At 59.6% G+C, this 21,858-nt stretch carries 20 protein-coding genes; 10 read left to right on the forward strand and 10 right to left on the reverse strand.

Features of this window, described 5'->3' with window-relative positions:
• Nucleotides 1–402: 402 nt before the first annotated feature.
• On the reverse strand, nucleotides 403–1,590 hold the full coding sequence (locus tag ACR0DH_RS16800) for a Zn-dependent hydrolase (RefSeq protein ID WP_480551157.1): 1,188 nt from the start codon (nucleotides 1,588–1,590) through the stop codon (nucleotides 403–405).
• A 135-nt stretch (nucleotides 1,591–1,725) separates the two neighbouring features.
• On the opposite strand from ACR0DH_RS16800, the gene ACR0DH_RS16805 reads away from it, so the two are divergent.
• From ACR0DH_RS16805 to ACR0DH_RS16820, 4 genes are read left to right on the forward strand one after another with little or no spacing between them, the layout of a single operon-like run.
• A complete protein-coding gene (locus ACR0DH_RS16805) occupies nucleotides 1,726–2,376 on the forward strand; it encodes a histidine phosphatase family protein (RefSeq protein ID WP_480551155.1) in 651 nt (216 codons plus the stop codon).
• A gap of 10 nt (nucleotides 2,377–2,386) precedes the next feature.
• Nucleotides 2,387–3,001 carry a glutathione S-transferase family protein gene (locus tag ACR0DH_RS16810; protein ID WP_480551153.1) on the forward strand — a complete coding sequence of 205 codons (615 nt, stop codon included), beginning with the start codon at nucleotides 2,387–2,389 and terminating at the stop codon, nucleotides 2,999–3,001.
• A gap of 14 nt (nucleotides 3,002–3,015) precedes the next feature.
• Nucleotides 3,016–4,071, forward strand: a complete 1,056-nt coding sequence (locus ACR0DH_RS16815) for a saccharopine dehydrogenase (RefSeq protein ID WP_480551151.1) — start codon at nucleotides 3,016–3,018, stop codon at nucleotides 4,069–4,071.
• Nucleotides 4,072–4,074: 3 nt separating this feature from the next.
• Nucleotides 4,075–5,217: a saccharopine dehydrogenase family protein gene (locus ACR0DH_RS16820; protein WP_480543284.1), complete on the forward strand. Its 1,143-nt coding sequence runs from the start codon at nucleotides 4,075–4,077 to the stop codon at nucleotides 5,215–5,217.
• Between the two features lie 97 nt (nucleotides 5,218–5,314).
• Here ACR0DH_RS16820 and ACR0DH_RS16825 read toward each other — a convergent pair whose 3' ends face one another.
• Both ACR0DH_RS16825 and ACR0DH_RS16830 read right to left on the reverse strand, forming a co-directional pair.
• On the reverse strand, nucleotides 5,315–5,632 hold the full coding sequence (locus ACR0DH_RS16825) for a DUF3775 domain-containing protein (RefSeq protein ID WP_170533669.1): 318 nt from the start codon (nucleotides 5,630–5,632) through the stop codon (nucleotides 5,315–5,317).
• Between the two features lie 87 nt (nucleotides 5,633–5,719).
• The gene (locus ACR0DH_RS16830; RefSeq protein WP_480551149.1) at nucleotides 5,720–6,490 is read right to left on the reverse strand and encodes a DUF1365 domain-containing protein; all 771 of its coding nucleotides are present in this window, start codon (nucleotides 6,488–6,490) and stop codon (nucleotides 5,720–5,722) included.
• A 149-nt stretch (nucleotides 6,491–6,639) separates the two neighbouring features.
• On the opposite strand from ACR0DH_RS16830, the gene ACR0DH_RS16835 reads away from it, so the two are divergent.
• Both ACR0DH_RS16835 and ACR0DH_RS16840 read left to right on the forward strand, forming a co-directional pair.
• On the forward strand, nucleotides 6,640–7,296 hold the full coding sequence (locus tag ACR0DH_RS16835; protein ID WP_353009261.1) for a sigma-70 family RNA polymerase sigma factor: 657 nt from the start codon (nucleotides 6,640–6,642) through the stop codon (nucleotides 7,294–7,296).
• Between the two features lie 10 nt (nucleotides 7,297–7,306).
• Nucleotides 7,307–7,957 carry a ChrR family anti-sigma-E factor gene (locus ACR0DH_RS16840; protein ID WP_480551147.1) on the forward strand — a complete coding sequence of 217 codons (651 nt, stop codon included), beginning with the start codon at nucleotides 7,307–7,309 and terminating at the stop codon, nucleotides 7,955–7,957.
• Nucleotides 7,958–7,964: 7 nt separating this feature from the next.
• On the opposite strand, the gene ACR0DH_RS16845 is transcribed toward ACR0DH_RS16840, so the two are convergent.
• The 7 genes from ACR0DH_RS16845 to ACR0DH_RS16875 all read right to left on the reverse strand — a co-directional run bounded on the left by ACR0DH_RS16845 (nucleotide 7,965) and on the right by ACR0DH_RS16875 (nucleotide 16,648).
• Entirely contained in the window at nucleotides 7,965–9,353 is a 1,389-nt protein-coding gene (locus tag ACR0DH_RS16845) for an adenylate/guanylate cyclase domain-containing protein (protein ID WP_480551145.1), read from the reverse strand.
• A complete protein-coding gene (locus ACR0DH_RS16850; protein ID WP_480551163.1) occupies nucleotides 9,319–10,548 on the reverse strand; it encodes a DNA recombination protein RmuC in 1,230 nt (409 codons plus the stop codon). Before ACR0DH_RS16850 ends, ACR0DH_RS16845 begins: the two co-directional genes overlap by 35 nt.
• Before the next feature lie 57 nt (nucleotides 10,549–10,605).
• Nucleotides 10,606–12,462 carry a DNA mismatch repair endonuclease MutL gene (gene mutL, locus ACR0DH_RS16855; RefSeq protein ID WP_480551143.1) on the reverse strand — a complete coding sequence of 619 codons (1,857 nt, stop codon included), beginning with the start codon at nucleotides 12,460–12,462 and terminating at the stop codon, nucleotides 10,606–10,608.
• A 290-nt stretch (nucleotides 12,463–12,752) separates the two neighbouring features.
• Complete coding sequence (locus tag ACR0DH_RS16860) at nucleotides 12,753–13,682, reverse strand: metal ABC transporter permease (protein ID WP_480551141.1); 930 nt, start codon at nucleotides 13,680–13,682, stop codon at nucleotides 12,753–12,755.
• Nucleotides 13,679–14,884: a metal ABC transporter permease gene (locus ACR0DH_RS16865; RefSeq protein WP_480551139.1), complete on the reverse strand. Its 1,206-nt coding sequence runs from the start codon at nucleotides 14,882–14,884 to the stop codon at nucleotides 13,679–13,681. The genes ACR0DH_RS16860 and ACR0DH_RS16865 overlap by 4 nt, the downstream gene beginning before the upstream one ends.
• A gap of 3 nt (nucleotides 14,885–14,887) precedes the next feature.
• Nucleotides 14,888–15,691: a metal ABC transporter ATP-binding protein gene (locus tag ACR0DH_RS16870; RefSeq protein ID WP_480551137.1), complete on the reverse strand. Its 804-nt coding sequence runs from the start codon at nucleotides 15,689–15,691 to the stop codon at nucleotides 14,888–14,890.
• A gap of 3 nt (nucleotides 15,692–15,694) precedes the next feature.
• The gene (locus ACR0DH_RS16875; RefSeq protein WP_480551135.1) at nucleotides 15,695–16,648 is read right to left on the reverse strand and encodes a metal ABC transporter solute-binding protein, Zn/Mn family; all 954 of its coding nucleotides are present in this window, start codon (nucleotides 16,646–16,648) and stop codon (nucleotides 15,695–15,697) included.
• A gap of 202 nt (nucleotides 16,649–16,850) precedes the next feature.
• Between ACR0DH_RS16875 and deoC the strand changes: the two genes are divergently transcribed.
• From deoC to ACR0DH_RS16895, 4 genes are all read left to right on the forward strand, one after another.
• On the forward strand, nucleotides 16,851–17,849 hold the full coding sequence (deoC, locus tag ACR0DH_RS16880; RefSeq protein ID WP_480551133.1) for a deoxyribose-phosphate aldolase: 999 nt from the start codon (nucleotides 16,851–16,853) through the stop codon (nucleotides 17,847–17,849).
• Nucleotides 17,850–17,859: 10 nt separating this feature from the next.
• A complete protein-coding gene (locus ACR0DH_RS16885) occupies nucleotides 17,860–20,193 on the forward strand; it encodes an aldehyde dehydrogenase family protein (RefSeq protein WP_480551131.1) in 2,334 nt (777 codons plus the stop codon).
• Between the two features lie 23 nt (nucleotides 20,194–20,216).
• A complete protein-coding gene (locus tag ACR0DH_RS16890) occupies nucleotides 20,217–21,032 on the forward strand; it encodes an SDR family oxidoreductase (RefSeq protein ID WP_480551129.1) in 816 nt (271 codons plus the stop codon).
• Nucleotides 21,033–21,120: 88 nt separating this feature from the next.
• Nucleotides 21,121–21,855 (forward strand): Crp/Fnr family transcriptional regulator, encoded by a 735-nt coding sequence (locus ACR0DH_RS16895; protein WP_480543306.1) that lies wholly within the window; start codon nucleotides 21,121–21,123, stop codon nucleotides 21,853–21,855.
• The last annotated feature ends 3 nt before the right edge of the window (nucleotides 21,856–21,858 follow it).

The raw sequence follows: 21,858 nt of genomic DNA on the forward strand, positions 1-21,858 counted from the left end.
CCAACGGATACTGAACAGGCATCTCCCAACCCGCAAAATCAACCATCTTTCCACCCAACTCAACATGAAGAGAGTACAAGGGAGTGCGTTTCGGGGAAGTCATGGCGGGTACTGCCTTTCGTCTCTAATGGTCGCAACGCATGCGCATCAGTCTGCCGCAAGCAGCAAAATTTGCAACGATTCAGCCCCGGATTCTAACTGCGGGGCTTTGCTGCGGCAAACCTGTATACGGGCGTATGCATCAATAATGTTCCTATAGGAAACTTTTTTCCGTTAGGCAACACTCGTTGCAATAGACCCTGCGCTTCACCGAAATTAATCAAAGGCGCGAACCCCGCCAAAGGGACTTACCCTGGGGTCAATACGCTGAGAAGTCTGGATATTCCATGTCTTCTATTCAGATTACCCAGCCAAAGCTCTTACAGCATGTTCCAACACGCAAAGACCAGCGACTAGGTCATCCTCGGCCGTATCCTCGGCGAAATCATGGCTGATTCCATTGATCGAGGGCACAAATAGCATCGCAACTGGCATCAGGCGGGCGACATTGGTGGCGTCATGCAGCGCACCCGATGGCATTCCGCGCCAGTTGTCGGGCGAGACCTGTTGCGCACCACGCTCCAGCGCCGCGCGCAGGGTCGAGTCCATGGCCACCGGCTCCAGCCCCAGCATTGGGCCGTAACTGAGGGTCATGCCAAGCTCGTCGGCGACCTGCTGCGCGGTGGATCGAGTGATCTCCTCCATGCGGATCAGCCGGTCCCCATCGCCATCGCGCCATTGCATCGAGAACCGTACACGCCCCGGCACGATGGAGGATGCATTGGGATGCAATTCGACGCGACCGATAGTCCATACGGTCTGAGGGGTCACCACGTTACGGAAGCGGTCATTCAATCGCGCGTTAAACAAAGACAAGGCCTGAAACGCATCGCGCCGCAAATGCATCGGCGTGGTACCCGCATGGTTCTGTTGCCCCTCAAACGTGATCGACATATCCCGGATTCCGACAATATCGGTGACAACGCCGATTTGCTGCCCCGCTGCGTCCAGCGCGGGGCCTTGTTCGATATGCATCTCGATGAAACCGCGGAACCGGGATGGTTCGACAAAGCCTTGTGTCAGGTCAGCCATCGCAGATCGGGCCGCGCCAAAGGGAACTCCAGAGCCGTCGGTCAGCTGATCGGCCTGTTCCAGCGGCAGCCCACCTGACCAAACCGCCGATCCAGTGGTCACGCCAAAGCGACCCTCTTCATCTTGAAAACTGACAACCGAGATCGGTTGATCGCTGGCCCGTGCAATCTCGAGCGCGGCAATCACACCCAGCGCCCCGTCCAGCCAGCCGCCTTCTGGCTGGCTGTCGGAATGTGATCCCATCAGCAAGGACGTGCCTGGGGCAAGTCCAAACAGGTTCCCAACCGGATCAAAATGCGGCTCCAGCCCCGCTTCGGTCATACGGCCCGCCAGCCATTGCCGTGCGGCAATGTCCGCTGGGGAATAGGCCGGACGCACGACACCTTTGCCAACACCCGACGCCCCGAATTCGCGCAGCTTGTGCAGATCGGCCAGAAAACGATTTGGATCGATGCTCATAGGTCCTCCAGACGCATAGTCGCGGCAACCATAGCCAGAACACAAAAAGCTGTAAGGATTTTTTGCCACCAGAAGGAAACCCCTCTGGCCCCGGCCCGGAACCTGCCCTAAGACATCCGCATAAGAGGGACCGACATGTCACATATTACATTGGTGCGGCACGGGCAGGCCAACACGGCGGCGCGCGACGAGGCAAACTATGACAAGCTGAGCGATTTGGGGCATAAGCAGGCCCGTTGGCTGGGTGCGCATCTGCGCGACACGCGCAGCCATTATCCCCGCGTCTATTGCGGCACGCTGACCCGGCACGCCGAAACAGCGGCGAGCATGGAGCTAGCCGACCCGATCCGTGACCCGCGATTGAATGAGATCGAATACTTCACCCTCGCGCAATTGTTCGAGGAGCAACACGGCGTTGCCATCCCCACAGATCGCGAAGGCTTTGTAGAACATTTGCCCAAGACGTTTGCCGCCTGGGCCAATGGCGAGATCGAGAACGCGCCCGAGACCTTTGAACAATTCGAAACCCGCGTCAGAGATGCGCTGCGAGACATCGGGACCGAAGGTGGGCCGGCTATCGTTGTCACATCAGGCGGGTTGATCTCGATGGTGGTGCGGCAGGCAATGGGTCTGGATATCCCTTCGATGGCACGCGTCGCCCTTGCCATCATGAACACGTCGCTGCATCGTCTGCACCCGATTGGCGCACATCTCAGCCCGGTTCTGTTCAACGCCGTTCCGCATCTGGAAACGCCCGATCGGCAATTCGCACAGACGCATCTGTAAGGAGACCCCTATGCAGCTTTACTACGCCCCTCTCACCATCTCGGTTGCCGTTGCCATCGCTCTGGAAGAGGCGGGGCTGGACTATGAGGCCATCAAGCTGGATTTCGCCGGGGGTGAGCAGACCAAACCGACCTACAAACAGATCAATCCCAAGGGTCGGGTTCCTGCGCTGGCGGTCGACGGAGGCATCCTGACCGAGACCGGCGCGTTGCTGGAATTCATCGCGGCCAAAGCGCCCAATGCCGGGTTGGTGCCTGCCGATCCGGTGATGGCCGCCCGAATGCGCGAGGTGATGTTCTACCTCGCCTCAACCATGCATGTGAACCACGCGCACAAGCAGCGTGGCCATCGCTGGGCGGACAAGGAATCCAGCTGGAAGGATATGACGGCCAAGGTCGCGGAGACAATGACTGCGTCTTGTGACTACATCTCAGCCAACGGGCTGCGCGGGCCTTTTGTGCTGGGTGAAGCGGTCTCGCTGGCGGATGCGTACCTTTACGTGGTGTGCAGCTGGCTTGAGGGCGACGGGGTAGATGTTTCGGCCTTTCCCAAAATCGTCGCTTTCCGTGATGCGATGGAGGCGCGGGGGTCGGTTCAGGCCGTGCGTGCCGCCGGAATGCTCTGAGCAAAGGAAACTGCATGACACATCTGTGGGTCCGGGCAGAACAGCGCCCGAACGAGGAACGGGTCGGTCTGACCCCCGAAGGCGCCGCCGCGCTGATCGGAGCGGGTATCCGCGTGACAGTCGAAGAAAGCTCGGTCCGCGCTATTCCGATTGATGGGTACAAAGACGCAGGCTGCGAGATCGCGGTCGAGAATTCCTGGCCCGAAGCCCCATTGGATGCAATCATCTTTGGCCTCAAGGAATTGCCCGAAGATGGCTCGCCCCTGCCCCATCGCCACATCATGTTCGGCCATGCCTATAAGGGTCAGCATTCGGGGCGCGCGTTGTTGCAGCGATTCAAGGCCGGGGGCGGCACGCTTTATGATCTGGAATATCTGGTCGATGAAGATTGTCGCCGGGTGGCCGCCTTCGGATACTGGGCCGGATACGCCGGGGCGGCTGTCACCCTGAAAACTTGGGCCGCGCAACAACGCGGCGAAGAATGTCCGCCAGTCGGCGTCTATTCGAACAAAGATGCGCTGAACGCCGAACTGCTGGCGGAACTCGACGCTACGGAGACCACCCGCCCCCGCGCCATCGTCATCGGCGCTCTTGGCCGCGTGGGCACCGGGTCAGCAGACCTGTGCGAAGCGATGGGCGTCAGCGTCACCAAATGGGACATGGCTGAAACCACCAGCGGAGGGCCATTCCCGGAAATCCTCGACCATGACCTGTTCCTGAACTGTATCTTCGCGCGCCCCGGCACGCCGGTCTTTGTTCCGCGCGAGGCGCTGACCGCGCCGCGCAACCTGACCGCCATCGGCGACGTGGCCTGCGACCCGGACAGCGATTACAATCCGGTGCCCGTCTATGACCGAGCGACCACGTGGGACGCCCCCGCCCTGCGCATCGCCACCGAACCAGTGATGGACGTGATGGCCATCGACAACCTGCCCTCGATGCTGCCCGTCGAAAGCTCGCAAGATTACGCCGCGCAATTGCTACCCTCTCTGCTGACGCTGACCGATCTGGACAACGGCGTCTGGGGTCGGGCAGAAGCAACCTACAAAACTCATATCGAAGGACTCTGAGCGATGACGATTCACTGGTGTGGCACCGGCCTGTCGGCCATCCCCGGCCTGCGCCGCCTGATCGAAGGCGGTCAAAAGGTCACTGTCTGGAACCGGACCGTCGACAAAGCCCGCGCCGAAGTCGGAGACCTGACCAACGACATCCACGCCTTCGACATCAACACTCTGGGGGCAGTGCTGGAGAAAGGCGACGTGATCGTCTCGATGCTGCCGGGCGACTGGCACGTGCCGCTGGCGGAGCTGGCGATCTCGAAAGAGGCGAACTTCGTCTCCTCCTCCTACATAGCGCCCGAGATGCGCGCGCTGGACGACAAGGCACGCGACGCCGGTGTGGCGCTGGTCAATGAGGTCGGGCTGGACCCGGGCATCGACCACCTGATGGCGCATGCTTTGGTGGCCGACTACCGCGCCTCGGACGCGTTCGATGCGCAAAACCACCTCAGCTTCATCTCGTATTGCGGCGGTATCCCGAAGAACCCGAACCCGTTCCGCTACAAGTTCAGCTGGTCACCACTCGGCGTGCTGAAAGCGCTGCGCTCACCTTCAAAATCGATCCGTGAATACGCCCCACTGGACGTTGCCCGCCCATGGGACGCGATCAGCAGCTATATCGCGCCGCTGCCAACCCCCGAGAGCTTTGAGGTCTACCCAAATCGCGACTCGCTGCCCTTCATGGCCGAATACCAGTTTGAGGATCACTGGCCGGTCAAAGAGTTCGTCCGCGGCACCCTGCGCCTGAACGGCTGGACCGACGCCTGGGCCGACGTATTCACCGAGATCGAAACCCTCTCAGGCCCCGAAGGTGACGCGCGTCTGAAAGAGATGTCGGACCAGTTCTGGGCCGAAAACGCCTATGACGAAGGCGAGCCCGACCGCGTAGTGCTGTGCGTCGGCCTGAAAGCTGAGAAAGACGGCATTGAAGTCTGGCACAAAACCTATGTGATGGACGCCTGGGGCGACGAACGCGGCACCGCCATGGCCCGCTTGGTGTCGATCCCGGTGTCATTGGCCATCGAGGCCGTCCTGAACCGCGCGATACCGGCTGGCGTTCACGCAGCCCCAAACGACCCGAAACTGGTGCAGGGCTGGATGGCTGAGATCGACACCCTGGCCCAGCATTTGCAGATCGTGGATCATTTGGTCTGACAATACCTGCCGGAGCAGGCCGACCAATCCTTCTTCTGTTCAAAAATACCTCGGGGAGCCCGAGGGGCTGGCCCCTCGTTTCCAACTTTAGCAACGCCTACATCAGATCGTTTTCCACATCCTCGGCCGAAATCCCCAGCGCATCCAAGCCGTTCTCCAGATGGTCCGACAGATGCGGCGTTCCGATCAGGTAGTCAGCACATGGGGTTGAGGCCTCCGACCTTGCGGTCGCAATCGCCTCAGCCAGATCCTCGGCGAAGAAGCTCTCGCGCCCAATCCACATGATAGCGACCAGCTCGGCCTGCTCATCCTCGCTCATCCGGTCGACAAAGGCGCGTAACTCACCTTCGGCCCGCTCCAACTCACGGCCCATCATGGCGACCTGGGCGACTTTTCTTGCTGAGATTTCCAGCATGTTTCCAGCTCCTTCTGTTCGCGGTCTCAGAGCATCAAACCCGTTCCAAGGGCCCGAGTCTTTGATCTTACGCAAACAAGAGATGGCTTAGCGCCGACTGCGCGATACTGGGTGATCCGGCACGGGCGCGTGACGGAACGGGCGAAACCGGGCTTTCTTGAGCCAAAGCTTCAGCGCTTGCCAAACGATCAGGGCAAATGTCCGCCGCGCGCCGAAAGGCCGGCGCAGCAACGACCACAGGATCGTGCGATTGGTCAGTGGCTGTCGTGGCCCGGTCAAAGTGGCGATCAGCCCCCCGTCCGCACGTTCGTAGTCGATCCAGACCCCGATACGGTCAGAGCAATAGTCGAAGCGAAACGTGTAGCTGCCCTCGATCTGCTGGAACGGAGACACATGCATCAGCTTGTCCGCCACCACACGGTCAGACGGGCCAATAGGCGAAAAATCCGGCTTATGGCAGACATAGCTGTGACGGGTTCCATAGGTATTGGTGACCTCGGCAACAACCACGTACAGCTGCGCCTCAGTGTCAAAGCAAAGCCAAAAGCTGACAGGGTTGAACACATGGCCCAACACGCGGGGCTGCGTCAGCAACATGATCTGCGCGGGCTGCGGCACCTCCAATTCATCAAAGCGGGCACGCAACCAGCTTGCGCCAGCACCTTGCTTTGGCACGCCTCCGTGATCAGTACGCCGCCAGTTGAAGACATTCGCACGATCCATCGAAAACAGAAGGGGTGTTGTCAATTGCGCCTCGGGGTCGAACAGGATGTAGTCAACCGAATATCGGAACGCATTTTCAATCGCACCTTTGCGACCATGATATGTATGGCCTGCGATATGGTCGATTTTCTTCATGTCGTCGCGTATCCTGTCTGACCCGTAAACCGTTAGAATGGCGCTCTTTTCCTCAAAGAGCTGACATATCTAATACGAAATCTAGCGCGGATTGGATTATTTTGTCTCAGGAAAGTGATCCGCCTTGGGCCGCCCCGCGTAATGTGGTTATGTTTACCGAGATCAATACCGTGACCTTGGACGAACCTGCGGCTGAACAGGCCGCCCCTCAGCCTTGGCGCGCGAAGAAACGCATCAAGGGTAGACAGGTGAACGGAACGAACGGCAGTTGCGACACCAGGACTGAGTGGGTGGACCAAGTCAGGCGTATCCGGGATGCGCAGGACCAGGCGGCCTTTGCCGAGCTGTTCCAGCATTTCGCGCCGCGTATCAAGGCGTTCCTGATGAAGTCAGGGTCTGACGCCACGATGGCCGAGGAATGTGCGCAAGAGGTGATGGCGACCTTGTGGCACAAGGCCCATCTGTTCGATCCATCGCGGGCCACAGTGGCCACCTGGGTGTTCACGATTGCTCGGAACAAACGCATTGACGTCCTGCGCAAGCAGCGCCGCCCCGAACCCGAGGAACTGGGATGGGGACCCGAGGCCGAGCCTGATCAGGACGATGTCCTTGCGTTACAACAGGAAACCGCGCAGCTGCGTACCGCCCTATCGGCGTTGCCAGACGCGCAGAGACAGCTGATCGAGAAGGCGTACTTCGGAGATCTGAGCCATCGAGAGATTGCATCTCAGACCGGATTGCCGCTGGGCACGATCAAATCACGGATACGGCTGGCGCTGGACCGCTTGCGCCACGCGATGAATTGAGATGAGTAATATGAGCAACCCGATCAAACATCACCTGACGGATGATCTGCTGATGGCCTACGCAGCTGGCACCCTGCCCGAGGCGTTTGACCTTATGGTCGCCACCCATCTGTCGCTATGCGACCACTGTCGCGCGCGTGCTGAAAGCTTTGACGCCGTGGGCGGGCATGTGCTTGAGGATCAGTCAGACAGCATTAGCATGAGCGATGCGTCACTTGCGGCCACCATGGCTTTGATCGCCCAAGGCGCACCGACCCCCAAGCCCGCGAAACCGGGCTGCGCCGTTCTGCCGACTCCACTGCAGGACTATGTTGGCGGAACCGTGGATGACATCCAGTGGAAATCCATCGGTATGGGGGTGAAACAGGCGATCCTACCCACGTCCAAGGATGCCACTGCGCGGCTGCTGTTCATTCCAGCGGGCGTTGCCGTGCCGGATCACGGACATCACGGGACTGAGTTGACCATGGTGCTGCAAGGCGCTTTCTCGGATGAGGTCGATCGGTTTGCCCGTGGCGATGTCGAGATTGCGGATGAGGATCTGGAGCATACGCCTGTGGCTGACATGTCAGAGGATTGCATCTGTCTGGCCGTCACCGATGCGCCATTGAAGTTCAATAAGCTGATGCCCCGGCTGTTCCAGCCTTTCCTGCGTATCTGACGTGCAGTCAGGCGCTGCAATCCGGCCGGGGTATTCCGTATACATCCAACGCACCGCTGCGCCCGCGTACCTCTACCGGGGGCAGCGATATCAGTTCGGTATCAGACACCGAGGCACTTGCGGCGTCGAGTAACGCGGCGGACATAATCAGGGTCATATCTGCTGTACGCGTCAGGCTTTCCAACCGGGCCGCAATGTTGACCGTGTCACCAAACACCGAATACTCCAGCCGCTCCTGATCACCGATCACACCAACAAAAACCTCACCCCAATGCAGGCCGATGCCCGTTTCCAGCGTGGGCAGGTCCGCGTGCCTGCGCTCGATACTCCAATCGCGCATCTCGTGCGACAACCCCAGCCCACATCGCAAACACCGTTCAGCCGCGCGTTCACCCTCAAAAACGATCATCACCGCATCCCCGATGAATTTGTCGATGATGCCATTCTCTTGCCGAACCACCTTTGAGACACGACTGCGATAAGAAGTAATTAGCTCGGACACCTGCTCGGGCTGCAAGTTTTGCGATAAGGTCGTAAAGCCGCGCAGGTCTATGAAAATCACTCCGGCCAGCTGCCGCCGCCCCTGTTTCAGCGCTGACAAACCGCTTTCGCCCAGATCTCCGACCACTTGCGCAGGCAAGTATCGGGTCAGGTTCGCGCGACGCTGTGCTTCGGTCACCGACTGAAACAGCAGAGCATTTACGCGATAGGCGGCAACGATCAGAACCACACCCGCAAGTGTGATCATGAACAGACGGATCAGGTTGGGTGGCGGCGACAAGAACAGCCAGATCGGATTTGTATCTTGCCCTCTCGAAAGTCCCGCATCCTGACCGATGAGATACAATAGTCCAAGAACAAGCAGCGCAACTTGCAACGCCATGACCTTGGGGTTGCCGCGCAAAACGCCAAATGCCAGCACCACGGGCACCAGCCACACCGCTGGCAGTACAAACATCGCGTCGCCGGATAGGCCGACATTGCGCATTCCCAGCCAGACATTGAAAACCAGAAACAGCGCGTCTGCGGCGGAAACCGGCCAGGCCATCCAGCCGGCAAAGCGCTGTTGTCGCGCAACCGTCCACGTGACCAAGCCAAGCGCAAAATAGGCGAACATAGTGCCAAGGGCGGATACCCATTGCCGTTCCAACACGGCATGACCCGTATTCTGGACCGGTTGCACTGTTACCAGAAAGAACACCCCCAAACCAAAAGCCACCAGCATACGCAACAGACCAACAATCTGTTCAGCATCCTGCTCAGCCTTGCCCAGCAGTTCGGCAATCTCTGACGGCGGAATATCTTTTGCCATATCTCTGCCAGTGCGCCCCATGATCTTGCGACGCCGATACAGGCCAGGCTTAGCCTTCTTGGCGCGCCAGCGGAACAACGTCATGTGAGTCGTCCGGAGCTAACTCCTCAAAGTCGAAATTGTCCAGCCGGCGCGCCCTGCGCCCAGCCTTGTCAGCACTGATCTTGATCTCCGAGATATCCTTGGCCGCCTGTCCGAAATGACGATCCAGGTTGGTCACCCGATCACCCAGACGCTCAACATCCTTGTGCAGCGCACCCAGTTCCTTGCGGATCGCGCCCGCCTGTTCGCGCATACGGGCATCTTTCAGGATCGCGCGCATGGTGTTCAGCGTCGCCATGCAGGTGGTGGGCGAAACGATCCATACCCGTTTGTTAAAGCTTTCCTGCACCAGTTCGGGGAACTTGGCGTGCAGCTCGGCATAGACGGCTTCGGACGGCAGAAACATCAGCGCGCCATCGGCGGTTTCGCCATCCAGAATATACTTCTCGGCAATGTCGTTGATGTGCTTGCGCACGGTGCTACGGAACATCTGCAGCGCCGCTTTCAACTCCATATCATTGGTCGAGCCAATAAGCGCCTCATAGGCCTCCAACGGGAACTTGCTGTCGATCACGATGGGGCCCGGCGGGTTCGGCAGATGGATCAGGCAGTCGGCGCGCCGCCCGTTCGACAGCGTTGCCTGCAACTGAAAGCTGTCCGATGGCAGCGCCTTAGAGACGATGTCATTCAACTGAATCTCACCAAACGCGCCGCGCGTCTGTTTGTTCGACAGGATATCCTGCAGCGAAAGTACATCACCAGACAGTTTGGTGATATTGTCCTGCGCCTTGTCGATGGCCGACAGACGTTCCTGCAATTGGGTCAGCGAAGTCGCGGTTTGTTTCGACGAGCCATGCAGCGATTCCTTCATCCGTTCCTGCATCTCGGCCAGCGCACGCGCCGATTTCATCGCGTTATCGGCCAGCCGATCGTTCATTTGCTGCTGGACCGAGGACAGGCGCGCCTCGACCGTCTGAATCACCTGCACCTGCGCATTGGCCTGCGTGTCCGAAACGTGCTGCAATCCGCCGCGTAACTGTTCCTGCCCCTGCCCCAATTGCTGCACATGCTGGCCCAAATGCGCGATCTGTCGCGACAGCGGTTCCGTCATCCGAGCCGAGCGATTGGCCGCCCGCAGCGACAGGAACAGCATCAGCACGATCAGCGCAACAATCCCGGCTACGGTCAGGACAACCGGGTCATTTATTGCAATCTGTGTACCTGCGATCTGGATCATGTGATTCAATATGTTCTCGTTTTGTTTCTATCTTCTTAACGGGTCTGGAACACCGGATCAACTGCGCCCGAACAGCCGCTCGATATCGCTCAGTTTCAATTCCACGTAAGTCGGCCGCCCATGGTTGCATTGGCCGGAATGGGGCGTCGCCTCCATCTCGCGCAGCAGGGCGTTCATCTCTTCGGCGCGCATCCGGCGGCCGGAACGGATCGAGCCATGACAGGCCACGCGGCTTAGGATCGCCTCGATTTTGGCCTGAACCATCTGGCTTTCGCCCTGATCCGCCAGCTCGTCGAGGATATCCAGGATCATCGCGCGGGCATTGACCTCACCCAAAATGGCCGGGGTCTCGCGCACGGCGATTGCCCCGCCACCGAATGGCTCTAGCGTCAAGCCAAGGCGGGACAGATCATCGGAAACGGCCATCAGGCGGGCGCAATCGCCCTCGGACAGTTCTACGATCTCGGGAATCAGCAGGGCCTGCGCGGCGACGCCACTCTCGGCCATCTGAGCCTTGAGTTTCTCGTAGACCAGCCGTTCATGTGCAGCGTGCTGGTCGACAATCACCATGCCATCGGCGGTCTGGGCGATGATGTAATTCTCGTGCACCTGTCCGCGCGCCGCGCCCAAAGGCAGGTCCTGTGCCGGTGGTTCTTCGGCGACCGGTTCGATCGGGGTCGGTGCAACAATGCTGCCGCTATAGTCATTGGCCAGTTCCGCAAAACCCGGAGATTGCGTCCGGTACGCGGCCTGGCGCGCCACAGGGGTTGGCCGGTCCATCTGATAGACCCGCGCCGGGGTCGCCTGTGCCGGTTCCGGGCGCATCGCCCCAAGCGTTGCATTAGCCACGGTCGAGGATGCACGATGCCCAGCCTCGGCCAGCGCATGGCGCAGGCTGGACACGATCAGCCCGCGCGCAACGCCCGGATCCCGGAACCTCACTTCGGACTTGGCCGGATGGACGTTCACATCGACCAGCATAGGATCACAATCAATGAACAACGCCGCGGCCGAATGGCGATCCCGGCTGAGAAAATCGAAATAGGCCGCGCGCAAGGCGCCAGTCAGCATCTTGTCCCGGACCGGGCGACCATTGACGAACAGGTACTGCGCCACCGCCGCGCCACGGGAATAAGTCGGCAGGGCGGCATATCCGTACAGGCGCAGCCCTTCGCGTGTGGCATCGATACGCAGAGCGTTTTCGGCGAACTCGCGGCCAATCACGCGGGCCAGGCGGGCGTGCAGTGCGTCAAATAAATCGCCATTCTCACGGTCAGCACGAAAGGTCACGCGCCCCTCACCGCCTCCCGAGACATCGCGCAGGGAGAAGGTCACGGCCGGTTCCGCCATCGCCAGCCGCTTGACGGTATCGGTGATCGCCTGACCCTCGGCCCGATCCGTGCGCATGAATTTCAGCCGGGCGGGCGTAGCGTAGAACAGATCGCGCAGTTCAACCACCGTGCCCACGCGCAGAGCAGCGGGTTTCACCGCCTCCATCTTGCCACCAGCTACGTGGATTTGCGCAGCCTCGGCACCGGGCACTCGGCTGGTGATCGTCAAACGCCCGACAGCGCCGAGCGAGGGCAGAGCCTCGCCTCGGAACCCGAATGTATGGATATTCAGCAGGTCCGAGCCGTCGATTTTCGAGGTCGCATGCCGCGACAAGGCCAGCGGCAAATCCTGGGCGGAGATACCGCAGCCATCATCCGTGACCCGGATCAAGGTCTTGCCACCGTCCGCGATATCTATGGCCACCCGGCTGGCGCCAGCATCAATGGCATTCTCAACCAGTTCCTTCACAGCCGACGCCGGGCGTTCCACCACCTCGCCCGCCGCGATCCGATTGATCGCTGCATCGTCGAGTTGCCGAATAACCGGGCGAATGTCGCTGATATTGGGGTTTGCTTGCGCCATACCACCACAGCTAGCACATGGCACTACGATTCCGCCACCGATTTTGGCATCGGTTTCGATTTGATTTTAAACCTGAGAGAGGGGGTGTCCGGGCAGTTGCGGGCGGGTTCCAAATAAGGTGCCGCTTGTCCTCAACCACCCGGACGTTCTGAAGTGAGTGGTAGGTAACGAAATCTTACCGTCACGCGTACCATGCGCATTTTCAGAAGGCTCATTAAGAGTCACATTCGAACAATCTGGGCAGAGTCCAGCCGATGACCTGCGGAAAGCACTGGCAGGAAAGCGCCAATTCACGCTGTCGTGTGCGCACCAACTCTGGCTCGGCAAGGGCCGAACATCGCACTCAGAGCCAGAATCACACCCGACATTGTGGCAATCATACCGGCCGCGCTGACCGCATCCGCCGCGCCCAGCCAAAGCGGTCCGTAACCGGCCAGCACATATCCCGACACAGCAGAGATCACGGCGAACACAACGCTCCAGGCGACCTGAGCCTCAAGCCGGTTGGTCATCATCCGCGCCGCAGCGGGCGGGCAAATGAACATGGCGATCACTATGATAGAACCGACCGCATCAAACGCTGCCACGGCGGCAATTGCAGCTACAACCACCAGTGCCAACCCAAGCGCATTGGTACGAATCCCCAAGGTGCGGGCGAACCCCTCATCGAAGGTTGAGATTTTCAGTGGACGCCAGAATAGCCAGGTGAACAGCAGAACCCCCAGCAATGTAATTGCGATCCGGGGCAGTTCAGGCGGCAAACCGGCCAGCGCCTCGATATCCCAAAGCGAGGACCAGCCCGTCGCATCCAGCCAGATCAGGCTTTCCAGATTGCCATAGAGCGCGTGTTCCACGTCCAAATGCACGGTCGAGGTATCGGTCTGTTCCAGAAGCAGTACACCGCCTGCGAACATGGTGGTGAAAACAACGCCCATCGCCGCACCGGGTTCGATCTGACCCAACCGCCGGATGGCCTCGATCAGGACCACCGCGACAATCGCCGCACCTGCCGCGCCCAGCATCATGGGCCAGGTTGAGATTGCACCGGTGACCAAAAACGCCACAACAATACCCGGCAACACGACATGGCTGATCGCATCCCCGATCAGAGCCTGTTTGCGCAACACCAGAAAGTTGCCGGGCAGCGCGCAAGCAATGGCGGCAAAGGTGCCAATCAGCAAGGGCGTCAGGGAAAGGGGAACGAATTCTTCACCACTCATACCGGAACCTCCTGAGGGCCACCGATCTGGCGGTCGATCTCGGCGATCTGGTCGCGGGTTAGCACGGTTTCGATATCTCGCAACCCGTCATAGAGCGCCGCCGTCGCCTCATGCGCCTGATCCGCGCGCACAACCTCCCAACGCTTTTCGTCTCGCAACGCCTTGGCCGCACGAGCCTTTCCGGCCTCGGTTGCCACCCCATCTGCACGAACCAGATCGGCACGGCGCAGCAGGCGTAGTGTCAGTGGCTCATATATCTTTTGGTCGTGCGCTAAGGCCAGCAGCCCTTGCCGGATATGCACACGGCGCTGAAACCGCAGGTGACGCAGAACAGCGGCCAGAACACCTCGGATCGGGGCAAAGAATAGCGACAGGACAAAGAAACCAAAGCTGACCAGAACGATGATCGGTCCGGTGGGCAGGTTCGGCGCAGTGGCAGACAAAGCGGCTCCGATATAGCCTGCCAATCCACCGGCCAGACCGGCCAGTATCACAACCCGATCAGAACGGTCGGACCAGAACCGCGCCGTGACGGGCGGGATAATCAGCAAAGCGACAATCAAGATCAGGCCAACGATTTTCAGCCCGACCACGGTGACGGCCATCACCAGCCCCATCATCGCCAGATCAATCCGATGCACTGGAAAGCCTTGGGCCGTCGCATAATCCGGATCAAAGGCCACTAAAGTCATCGGGCGACGCAGGATCATGACCAGTACCAGGGTGGCCGCGCCACCAATCGCGATGATCATCGCATCCGCCCATAGCATACCGGCGGTGGAGCCCAGCAGGAAACCTTCGAGCCCCGCCTGACGACCCACACCCATGGTCTGAATGACAGTCAGCAGGACGATGCCAAAGCCAAAAAACACTGACAGGACTGCGCCAATCGCAGCGTCTTCAGCCAGCCGCGTGTGGCGTGTCAGCCAGTTCATGCACAGCAGCCCAATCCAGGCGGAAACCGCCGATCCCGCCAGCAGGCCCAACAGATTGCGCCCATCCCCACCGAACGCGACCAGCACCATGAAAGCAAGGCAGACACCGGGCAGGGTTGCATGGCTGATCGCATCACTGACCAGCGCGCGTTTGCGCAGAAAAAGAAAGGTGCCAGTGACACCCGCCGACACCCCCAGCAACGTCGCACCAATGGCAACGAGCGTGGCGTTATAGCCAAGCTGCAGGCTAAGCGCATCCCAAAGCATGTGTTACCCGACTGCGCGCGAAATCTGATCGATCTGCGCGGTAGCCAGAAGCCCACCATATGCGGATTGCAGAGTTTCTGCGGTGAACGCCTCAGACACCGGACCTTCAGCAACCTTGCGGGTGTTGATCAGGAAGACATGGTCGAAATAGTCAGTGACGGTTGCCAGATCGTGATGCACGACGACCACGGTCTTGCCCGCCTCTTTCAGCGACTTCAGCACTGCGATGATGGCCTTTTCAGTGGCCGCATCGACCCCGGCAAAGGGTTCGTCCAACAGATACAGGTCGGCATCCTGCGCCAGAGCGCGGGCCAGAAATACCCGCTGCTGTTGTCCACCCGAAAGCTGGCCGATCTGGCGATCTGCGAAATCACGCATCCCGACCCGGTTCAGGCAATCCATCGCGCGGGCCATGTGGCGCGCACGAACCCGGCCCAACAGGCCCAGCTGCCGCGACAGACCCATCAAGACCACGTCGATCACGCGGGTCGGGAAATCCCAATCCACACTGGCACGTTGCGGCACATAGGCGATCCGGGCACGTTGATCTTCTAGCGATTTCCCGAACACGGTTACCAGACCGGACAGAGGCTTCACGATCCCAAGCGCCGCTTTCAAAAGGGTCGATTTCCCCGCGCCGTTCGGACCAATAATCGCCGTCATCGCACCCGGTTGAACGGTCATATCAACCGAGAATACCGCCGGTTTCTGACCATAAGAAACGGTCAGACCCCGCACCGCCAACGGGCTGGATTCAACGCTTTGATCTTCGATCGAAACACCCTGTGAAGCGGCCAGTTCCAGCATCGTTTAAAACCCCGCCGACAGTTTGCCGTTCAGGCCGCGCTCGGGCACGTCTGCACCCAATGCACCTGCAATCACGGTGATATTGTGATCCAGCATGCCGACATACGTGCCTTCATAGGTGCCATCGACACCCATTGCGTCAGAGAACAGCTCCCCCCCAACAGAAACCTCGTGCCCCTTGGCCGCAGCCCCTTCGATCAGTGCGCGCATGGAACGGTCAGAGACCGAGCTTTCCACGAAGACGGCGGTCAGTTGACGGTCAACCAACGTATCGACGAGCTCTCCGATCCGGTTCAAGCCGGCTTCGGATTGGGTTGAGATCCCCTGAACGCCCATGACCTCATAACCATAGGCCGCCCCGAAATATCCAAAAGCATCATGGGCGGTCAGCAACACACGGCTTTCTTCTGGTACAGCCGTCAGAGACTGTTCTGCATAAGCTGCCAGCGCTTGCAGCTCAGCCAGATGCGCCTCGGCATTTGCCGCAAAAAGGTCTGCCGATTCAGGGCGGGCTGCGGTCAGTGTGGCCTGAATCTCGGTCACAACCTCGCCCCACAAGGCTGGGCTCATCCAGATATGCGGGTCGTATTTGTCGGCATAATCGTCATGGGCACGCAGCTTGGATTTATCGATGCTTTCTGCCACAGCAACCACAGTCTGTTTGCGCGAAAGGTTTTCAAAGAAGTCCTCCATCTGCGCTTCCAGATACAGGCCATGCCACAGAACCAGATCCGCACGGGTCATGGCAACGATGTCGCTGCGGGTCTGGCGATACGCATGCGGGTCAACGCCAGGCCCCATCAGGCCCTTCACATCAACTTGATCTCCACCAACCTGACGCACCGCATCTGCGATCATGCCGGTTGTTGCGACGATTTTGAGAGGAGCCTCGGCCCAAGCGGCAAGCGGTAGCGTTGCAGCAACAGCCAATGCGGCAAGGAAATGGCGACGAATCATATTCAGACCTCGGAACTCGGGCTCAGTTGAGATTGAATATGAGAACCATTCGCAACTAAGTCAATGCTATTGAGAATTATTCGCAACAAATTCCGCATTATTTGTCCAAATGGTCAAATTATTCTGTGTCGCGCGGTTCTGATGCCTTCCATTTAGCCGCAGCCCGTGCGATTTTGGCGCAAACCTCCCAAAGGACGTGACAATGGAAACGCAGAGCTCAGACAGCCCCGTGCGCACCGCGCATCTGCCGCAAGTGACCGAACCCCGCAACCCCGGTATGGACCTTGACCTGGACTGGGTGCGCGCCGTGCAGGCAAACACCTCTGCGATCGAACGCCGAGCGGCCACCCTGCCGGGTCGGCGGTCGGTGAAGAAAGACTATCAAGCCGCATGGCTGCTGAAGGCGATCACGATGATCGACCTGACCACCCTGTCGGGCGATGACACTGTGGGACGGGTGCGTCGACTGTGCGCCAAGGCACGCCAACCGGTTGCATCCGCCACCTTACAGGCGCTGAATATGCCCGCGATCACCACAGGCGCGGTTTGTGTGTATCACGACATGATCGAAACTGCGGTTGATGCGCTCAAGGGCACTGGGATTCCAGTGGCAGCCGTTTCCACCGGCTTCCCCGCCGGCTTGTCCCCGTTTCACTTGCGTGTGGCCGAGATCGAGGAAAGCGTGAAGGCCGGCGCCGAAGAGATCGACATCGTGATCTCGCGCCGTCATGTACTGTCGGGTGACTGGCAAGCGCTGTACGACGAAATGAAGGCGTTCCGCGTGGCTTGTGGAGATGCACATGTGAAGGCGATCCTAGCGACCGGAGAACTGGGCAGCCTGCGCAACGTCGCCCGTGCTTCGCTGGTGTGCATGATGGCGGGGGCGGATTTCATCAAAACCTCAACCGGTAAGGAAAGCGTCAACGCTACCCTGCCCGTTTCTCTGGTGATGATCCGCGCGATCCGCGACTACTATGACCGCACTGGGTATCGCGTGGGATACAAGCCTGCGGGCGGGATTTCCAAGGCCAAGGACGCGTTGGTCTATCTGTCGCTGATCAAGGATGAGCTGGGCGACCGCTGGCTGGAGCCCGATCTGTTCCGCTTTGGCGCCTCATCGCTGCTGGGCGATATCGAGCGGCAGTTGGAACATTATGTGACAGGCGCGTATTCCGCCGGTTACCGTCACTCCATGGGCTGAGGACAAAACAATGACAGTCAAAGAGATTTTCGAAACCATGGATTACGGCCCAGCCCCCGAAAGCGCTGCCGAGGCACTGGCCTGGCTGGTCGATCAGGGCGACAAGTTCGGCCACTACATCGACGGGGCCTTCACCAAACCCGGCAAGGGGTTCGACAGCCGCAACCCCGCGACCGGAGAGGTTCTGGCCAAGCTAACCCAGGCGAAGCAAGCTGATGTGGACGCTGCCGTCGCCGCTGCCCGCAAGGCGCACCCCAAGTGGGAGAAACTGGGCGGCGCAGGTCGTGCACGGTACCTCTATGCTATTGCACGTCTGTTGCAGAAGCATTCTCGCCTGTTTGCCGTGCTGGAGAGCATGGACAATGGCAAGCCGATCCGCGAGTCCCGCGATATCGACATCCCCCTGGCGCAGCGACACTTCTACTACCACGCCGGTATGGCGCAGCTGATGGAAAGCGAACTGCCCGATGCTGAGGCCTTGGGCGTTTGCGGCCAGATCATCCCGTGGAACTTCCCTTTGCTGATGCTGGCGTGGAAGATCGCGCCTGCGCTGGCGATGGGCAATACAGTGGTTCTGAAGCCGGCCGAGTATACCTCGTTGACCGCGCTGCTGTTCGCCGACATCTGCTCGCAGGCTGGATTGCCGAAGGGCGTCGTTAACATCGTGACCGGAGACGGCGCGGTGGGCGAGATGATCGTGAACGCGGATGTGGACAAGGTTGCCTTTACCGGCTCGACCGTGGTTGGCCGCCGTATCCGCGAAGCAACCGCTGGATCAGGCAAGGAACTGACTTTGGAGCTGGGCGGAAAGTCCGCTTACGTCGTGTTCGACGACGCCGATATTGACTCAGCTATCGAAGGTTTGGTCGATGCGATCTGGTTCAATCAGGGTCAGGTCTGCTGTGCGGGTTCGCGCCTGTTGGTGCAGGAAGGCATCGCCGACCGCTTTCACGACAAGCTGCGCGCCCGGATGGATGGCTTGCGCATCGGTGATCCGCTGGACAAATGCATAGACGTCGGCGCTGTGGTGGACCCGGTTCAGCTGCAAACGATCAAGGGCATGGTCGATAGAAACACGGTTGGGCATGTGCATCAGGCCGCCTGTGAGTTACCGGAAAACGGCTGCTACTACCCTCCGACACTGATCTCGGGTCTCGAAACTTCGGACCCGCTGATGCAGGAGGAAATCTTCGGCCCGGTACTGGTCTCGTCCACTTTCCGCACTCCGGAAGAGGCGGTGGAACTGGCCAACAACACCCGTTACGGTCTGGCCGCGACGGTCTGGACCGAGAATGTGAACCTGGCGCTGGATATCGCGCCCAAGCTGGTCGCGGGCGTGGTCTGGGTCAACGCCACCAACCTGTTCGACGCCGCCGCAGGGTTTGGCGGCGTGCGCGAAAGCGGTTTTGGACGGGAAGGTGGCTGGGAGGGGCTGACGGCCTATACCAAACCCAAAGGCAAAGCTAAGCCGCTGGCCAAGGTCGAAGCGGCCATGGGCGAAGGGGCTCCGGTCGATCCCATCGACCGCACCGCCAAGATGTATATCGGCGGCAAACAGGCACGACCCGACAGCGGATATTCAAAACCAATCTGGGGCAAATCCGGCCTGCTGGGCCATGTGGGCTTGGCCAACCGCAAGGACGTCCGCAACGCGGTTGAGGCTGCGGCGGGGGCGAAAGGTTGGTCCAAAACTACCGGCCATCTGCGGGCGCAGATCCTTTATTATATCGGCGAGAACCTCTCGGCCCGCGCGGGTGAATTTGCCGCCCGTATCGACGCCTTGACCGCCAAAAAAGACGGCGCGAAAGAGGTCGAAGCCTCGATCCAGCGCCTATTCACCGCCGCCGCCTGGGCCGACAAATATGACGGTCAGGTGCATGGCGTTCCGATCCGGGGCGTGGCAATCGCCATGAAAGAACCCGTGGGCGTGATCGGCGCGCTCTGTGCGGATGAGGCACCACTGCTGGGTCTGGTTTCGGCCTTGGCCCCAGCGATTGCGATGGGCAACCGGGTGGTGCTGGCAGCGTCTGAACCCTACCCGCTGGCGGCGACGGATTTCTATCAGATCCTCGAAACCTCGGACGTGCCCGCCGGTGTGGTCAACATCCTGACCGGCAGCCACGCGGAACTGGCGAAACCGCTCGCCTCGCATCTGAACGTGGACGCGGTCTGGTCGTTCTCATCCACCGACCTATCGAAAGAGATCGAAGCCGCCTCAGCCGGGAACCTGAAACGGACCTGGGTCAATAACGCGACGGCAATCGATTGGAGCGTGGACCAGTCGCGCCGCTTCCTGCAAGCTGCGACCGAAGTCAAAAACATCTGGGTGCCCTACGGCGAGTAGGGCTCCTGCCAACGGAGGCCTACATGGATTTTTCAGGAAAGACCGTCATCGTCATTGGCGGGACCAGCGGTATCAATCGTGGCATTGCCGAGGCCTTTGCAGCCTCGGGCGCGAAACTTGCGGTGGCTAGCCGGTCGCAGGAAAAAGTGGATGATACTGTCGCGGCCCTGAAATCCACAGGCGCTCAACAGGCCATCGGAGCAGCCTTTGATGTGCGCGATCCCGAGGCCGTTGCAGAAGGCCTGGAACAGTTCCACGAAGCCTTGGGCGAGTTCGACGTTTTGGTTTCCGGTGCGGCAGGCAACTTTCCGGCACTGGCGGCTGAGATGTCGGTCAACGCATTCAAGACAGTGATCGATATCGACCTGATGGGCACGATCCACGTGATGAAAGGGGCCTACCCCTATCTGAAACGTCCCGGTGCTAGCATCATCAACATCTCGGCCCCGCAATCCTATCTGCCTTACGAAGGCCAATCCCATGTCTGCGCCGCCAAAGCCGGGGTCGACCAGATCACGCGCACGCTGTCGATGGAGTGGGGGATCGAAGGGATCCGGGTGAACTCGGTCGTGCCTGGCTTCATTGAAGGAACCGAGGGCGCCAAGCGCCTGACACCTTCCGAAGACGCGCATGAAGAAATACGCAAGGACATCCCATTGGGCCGCTGGGGGCAGCCGCAGGATGTGGCCAATGCCTGCCTGTTCCTCAGCTCGGACCTGGCCAGTTACATCAGCGGGACGGTAATGGCCGTGGACGGTGCACTCTATCAGCGTGGGTCGGGCAAATTCGGTCAGATGATGGGGGGTATGCTGCGCACGCAGGCAAAAGCACGGACATAATCGTTAATAGATTGTGAAGCTGTTCATATACAGCATCCAGTTTTGAAGACAGCCTTTGGCCTATCACATCGCAAGGGTGGGCCTGAAGATGCTAATACTGCCGACGGACGTCACAGACATTGCACAGCTGATCGTTATGATCGGCGTATTCGGTGCCGGGCTATACATTCTCAACTACTTTCTGTTGCAGATGGGTATCGTGCGCGGGTCGGGCGTTTTGTATCCCGTTCTGGTCATCGTTGCGGCAAGTTGCGTGCTGATCAGCATGGCGGAAGAGTTCAATCTGGCAGGATCAATTATCCAGTTGGCTTACATCCTGATCTCGGTGCTGGGCCTGTTGCGCGGATATCTCTCACATCATCTGGTGCGTTTTTCCGAACCCGAGCAGCAGTTTGTTGACAACTACCTTGAAACGCTCAAACCCCATCACGCGCGCAAGCTGCTGAATACCGCAAAGCTGATCACATACGAACCCGGCGTCACCCTGATCGAGGAAGGCATGACCAGTGACTTTCTCGCTTATGTCCTGTCAGGTCGAACAACAATCCTGAAGAACAGTCAGGTGATTAATCAATGCGGCCCAGACCAGATATTGGGAGAGTTGACCTTCGGCATCGGCCTACCCGCAACAGCCACGGTGCGCACCGATGAGCCGACGGTCTGCCTGGTCTTTGACAGCCAGCGTCTGGCCCGGGTGTTGCGGCGCAACCGCCAGATCGACGATGCGCTCAAGGCCGCGCATTTCCGGCATGCGCGCCAGAAACTGCTGAGCAGCAATAATCACACTGTCAAGGCGCGCACGATGTTGGCGGCTGCGGCCTGAGCT

This window comes from Ruegeria sp. I1, from assembly GCF_056532675.1.

What these genes read in the sequence shown, in the direction of transcription:
- ACR0DH_RS16800 (WP_480551157.1), bottom strand. Translation starts at nt 1,590, where the DNA reads ATGAGCATCGATCCAAATCGTTTTCTGGCCGATCTGCACAAGCTGCGC.
- ACR0DH_RS16805 (WP_480551155.1), top strand. Translation starts at nt 1,726, where the DNA reads ATGTCACATATTACATTGGTGCGGCACGGGCAGGCCAACACGGCGGCG.
- ACR0DH_RS16810 (WP_480551153.1), top strand. Translation starts at nt 2,387, where the DNA reads ATGCAGCTTTACTACGCCCCTCTCACCATCTCGGTTGCCGTTGCCATC.
- ACR0DH_RS16815 (WP_480551151.1), top strand. Translation starts at nt 3,016, where the DNA reads ATGACACATCTGTGGGTCCGGGCAGAACAGCGCCCGAACGAGGAACGG.
- ACR0DH_RS16820 (WP_480543284.1), top strand. Translation starts at nt 4,075, where the DNA reads ATGACGATTCACTGGTGTGGCACCGGCCTGTCGGCCATCCCCGGCCTG.
- ACR0DH_RS16825 (WP_170533669.1), bottom strand. Translation starts at nt 5,632, where the DNA reads ATGCTGGAAATCTCAGCAAGAAAAGTCGCCCAGGTCGCCATGATGGGC.
- ACR0DH_RS16830 (WP_480551149.1), bottom strand. Translation starts at nt 6,490, where the DNA reads ATGAAGAAAATCGACCATATCGCAGGCCATACATATCATGGTCGCAAA.
- ACR0DH_RS16835 (WP_353009261.1), top strand. Translation starts at nt 6,640, where the DNA reads ATGTTTACCGAGATCAATACCGTGACCTTGGACGAACCTGCGGCTGAA.
- ACR0DH_RS16840 (WP_480551147.1), top strand. Translation starts at nt 7,307, where the DNA reads ATGAGCAACCCGATCAAACATCACCTGACGGATGATCTGCTGATGGCC.
- ACR0DH_RS16845 (WP_480551145.1), bottom strand. Translation starts at nt 9,353, where the DNA reads ATGACGTTGTTCCGCTGGCGCGCCAAGAAGGCTAAGCCTGGCCTGTAT.
- ACR0DH_RS16850 (WP_480551163.1), bottom strand. Translation starts at nt 10,548, where the DNA reads ATGATCCAGATCGCAGGTACACAGATTGCAATAAATGACCCGGTTGTC.
- mutL (WP_480551143.1), bottom strand. Translation starts at nt 12,462, where the DNA reads ATGGCGCAAGCAAACCCCAATATCAGCGACATTCGCCCGGTTATTCGG.
- ACR0DH_RS16860 (WP_480551141.1), bottom strand. Translation starts at nt 13,682, where the DNA reads ATGAGTGGTGAAGAATTCGTTCCCCTTTCCCTGACGCCCTTGCTGATT.
- ACR0DH_RS16865 (WP_480551139.1), bottom strand. Translation starts at nt 14,884, where the DNA reads ATGCTTTGGGATGCGCTTAGCCTGCAGCTTGGCTATAACGCCACGCTC.
- ACR0DH_RS16870 (WP_480551137.1), bottom strand. Translation starts at nt 15,691, where the DNA reads ATGCTGGAACTGGCCGCTTCACAGGGTGTTTCGATCGAAGATCAAAGC.
- ACR0DH_RS16875 (WP_480551135.1), bottom strand. Translation starts at nt 16,648, where the DNA reads ATGATTCGTCGCCATTTCCTTGCCGCATTGGCTGTTGCTGCAACGCTA.
- deoC (WP_480551133.1), top strand. Translation starts at nt 16,851, where the DNA reads ATGGAAACGCAGAGCTCAGACAGCCCCGTGCGCACCGCGCATCTGCCG.
- ACR0DH_RS16885 (WP_480551131.1), top strand. Translation starts at nt 17,860, where the DNA reads ATGACAGTCAAAGAGATTTTCGAAACCATGGATTACGGCCCAGCCCCC.
- ACR0DH_RS16890 (WP_480551129.1), top strand. Translation starts at nt 20,217, where the DNA reads ATGGATTTTTCAGGAAAGACCGTCATCGTCATTGGCGGGACCAGCGGT.
- ACR0DH_RS16895 (WP_480543306.1), top strand. Translation starts at nt 21,121, where the DNA reads ATGCTAATACTGCCGACGGACGTCACAGACATTGCACAGCTGATCGTT.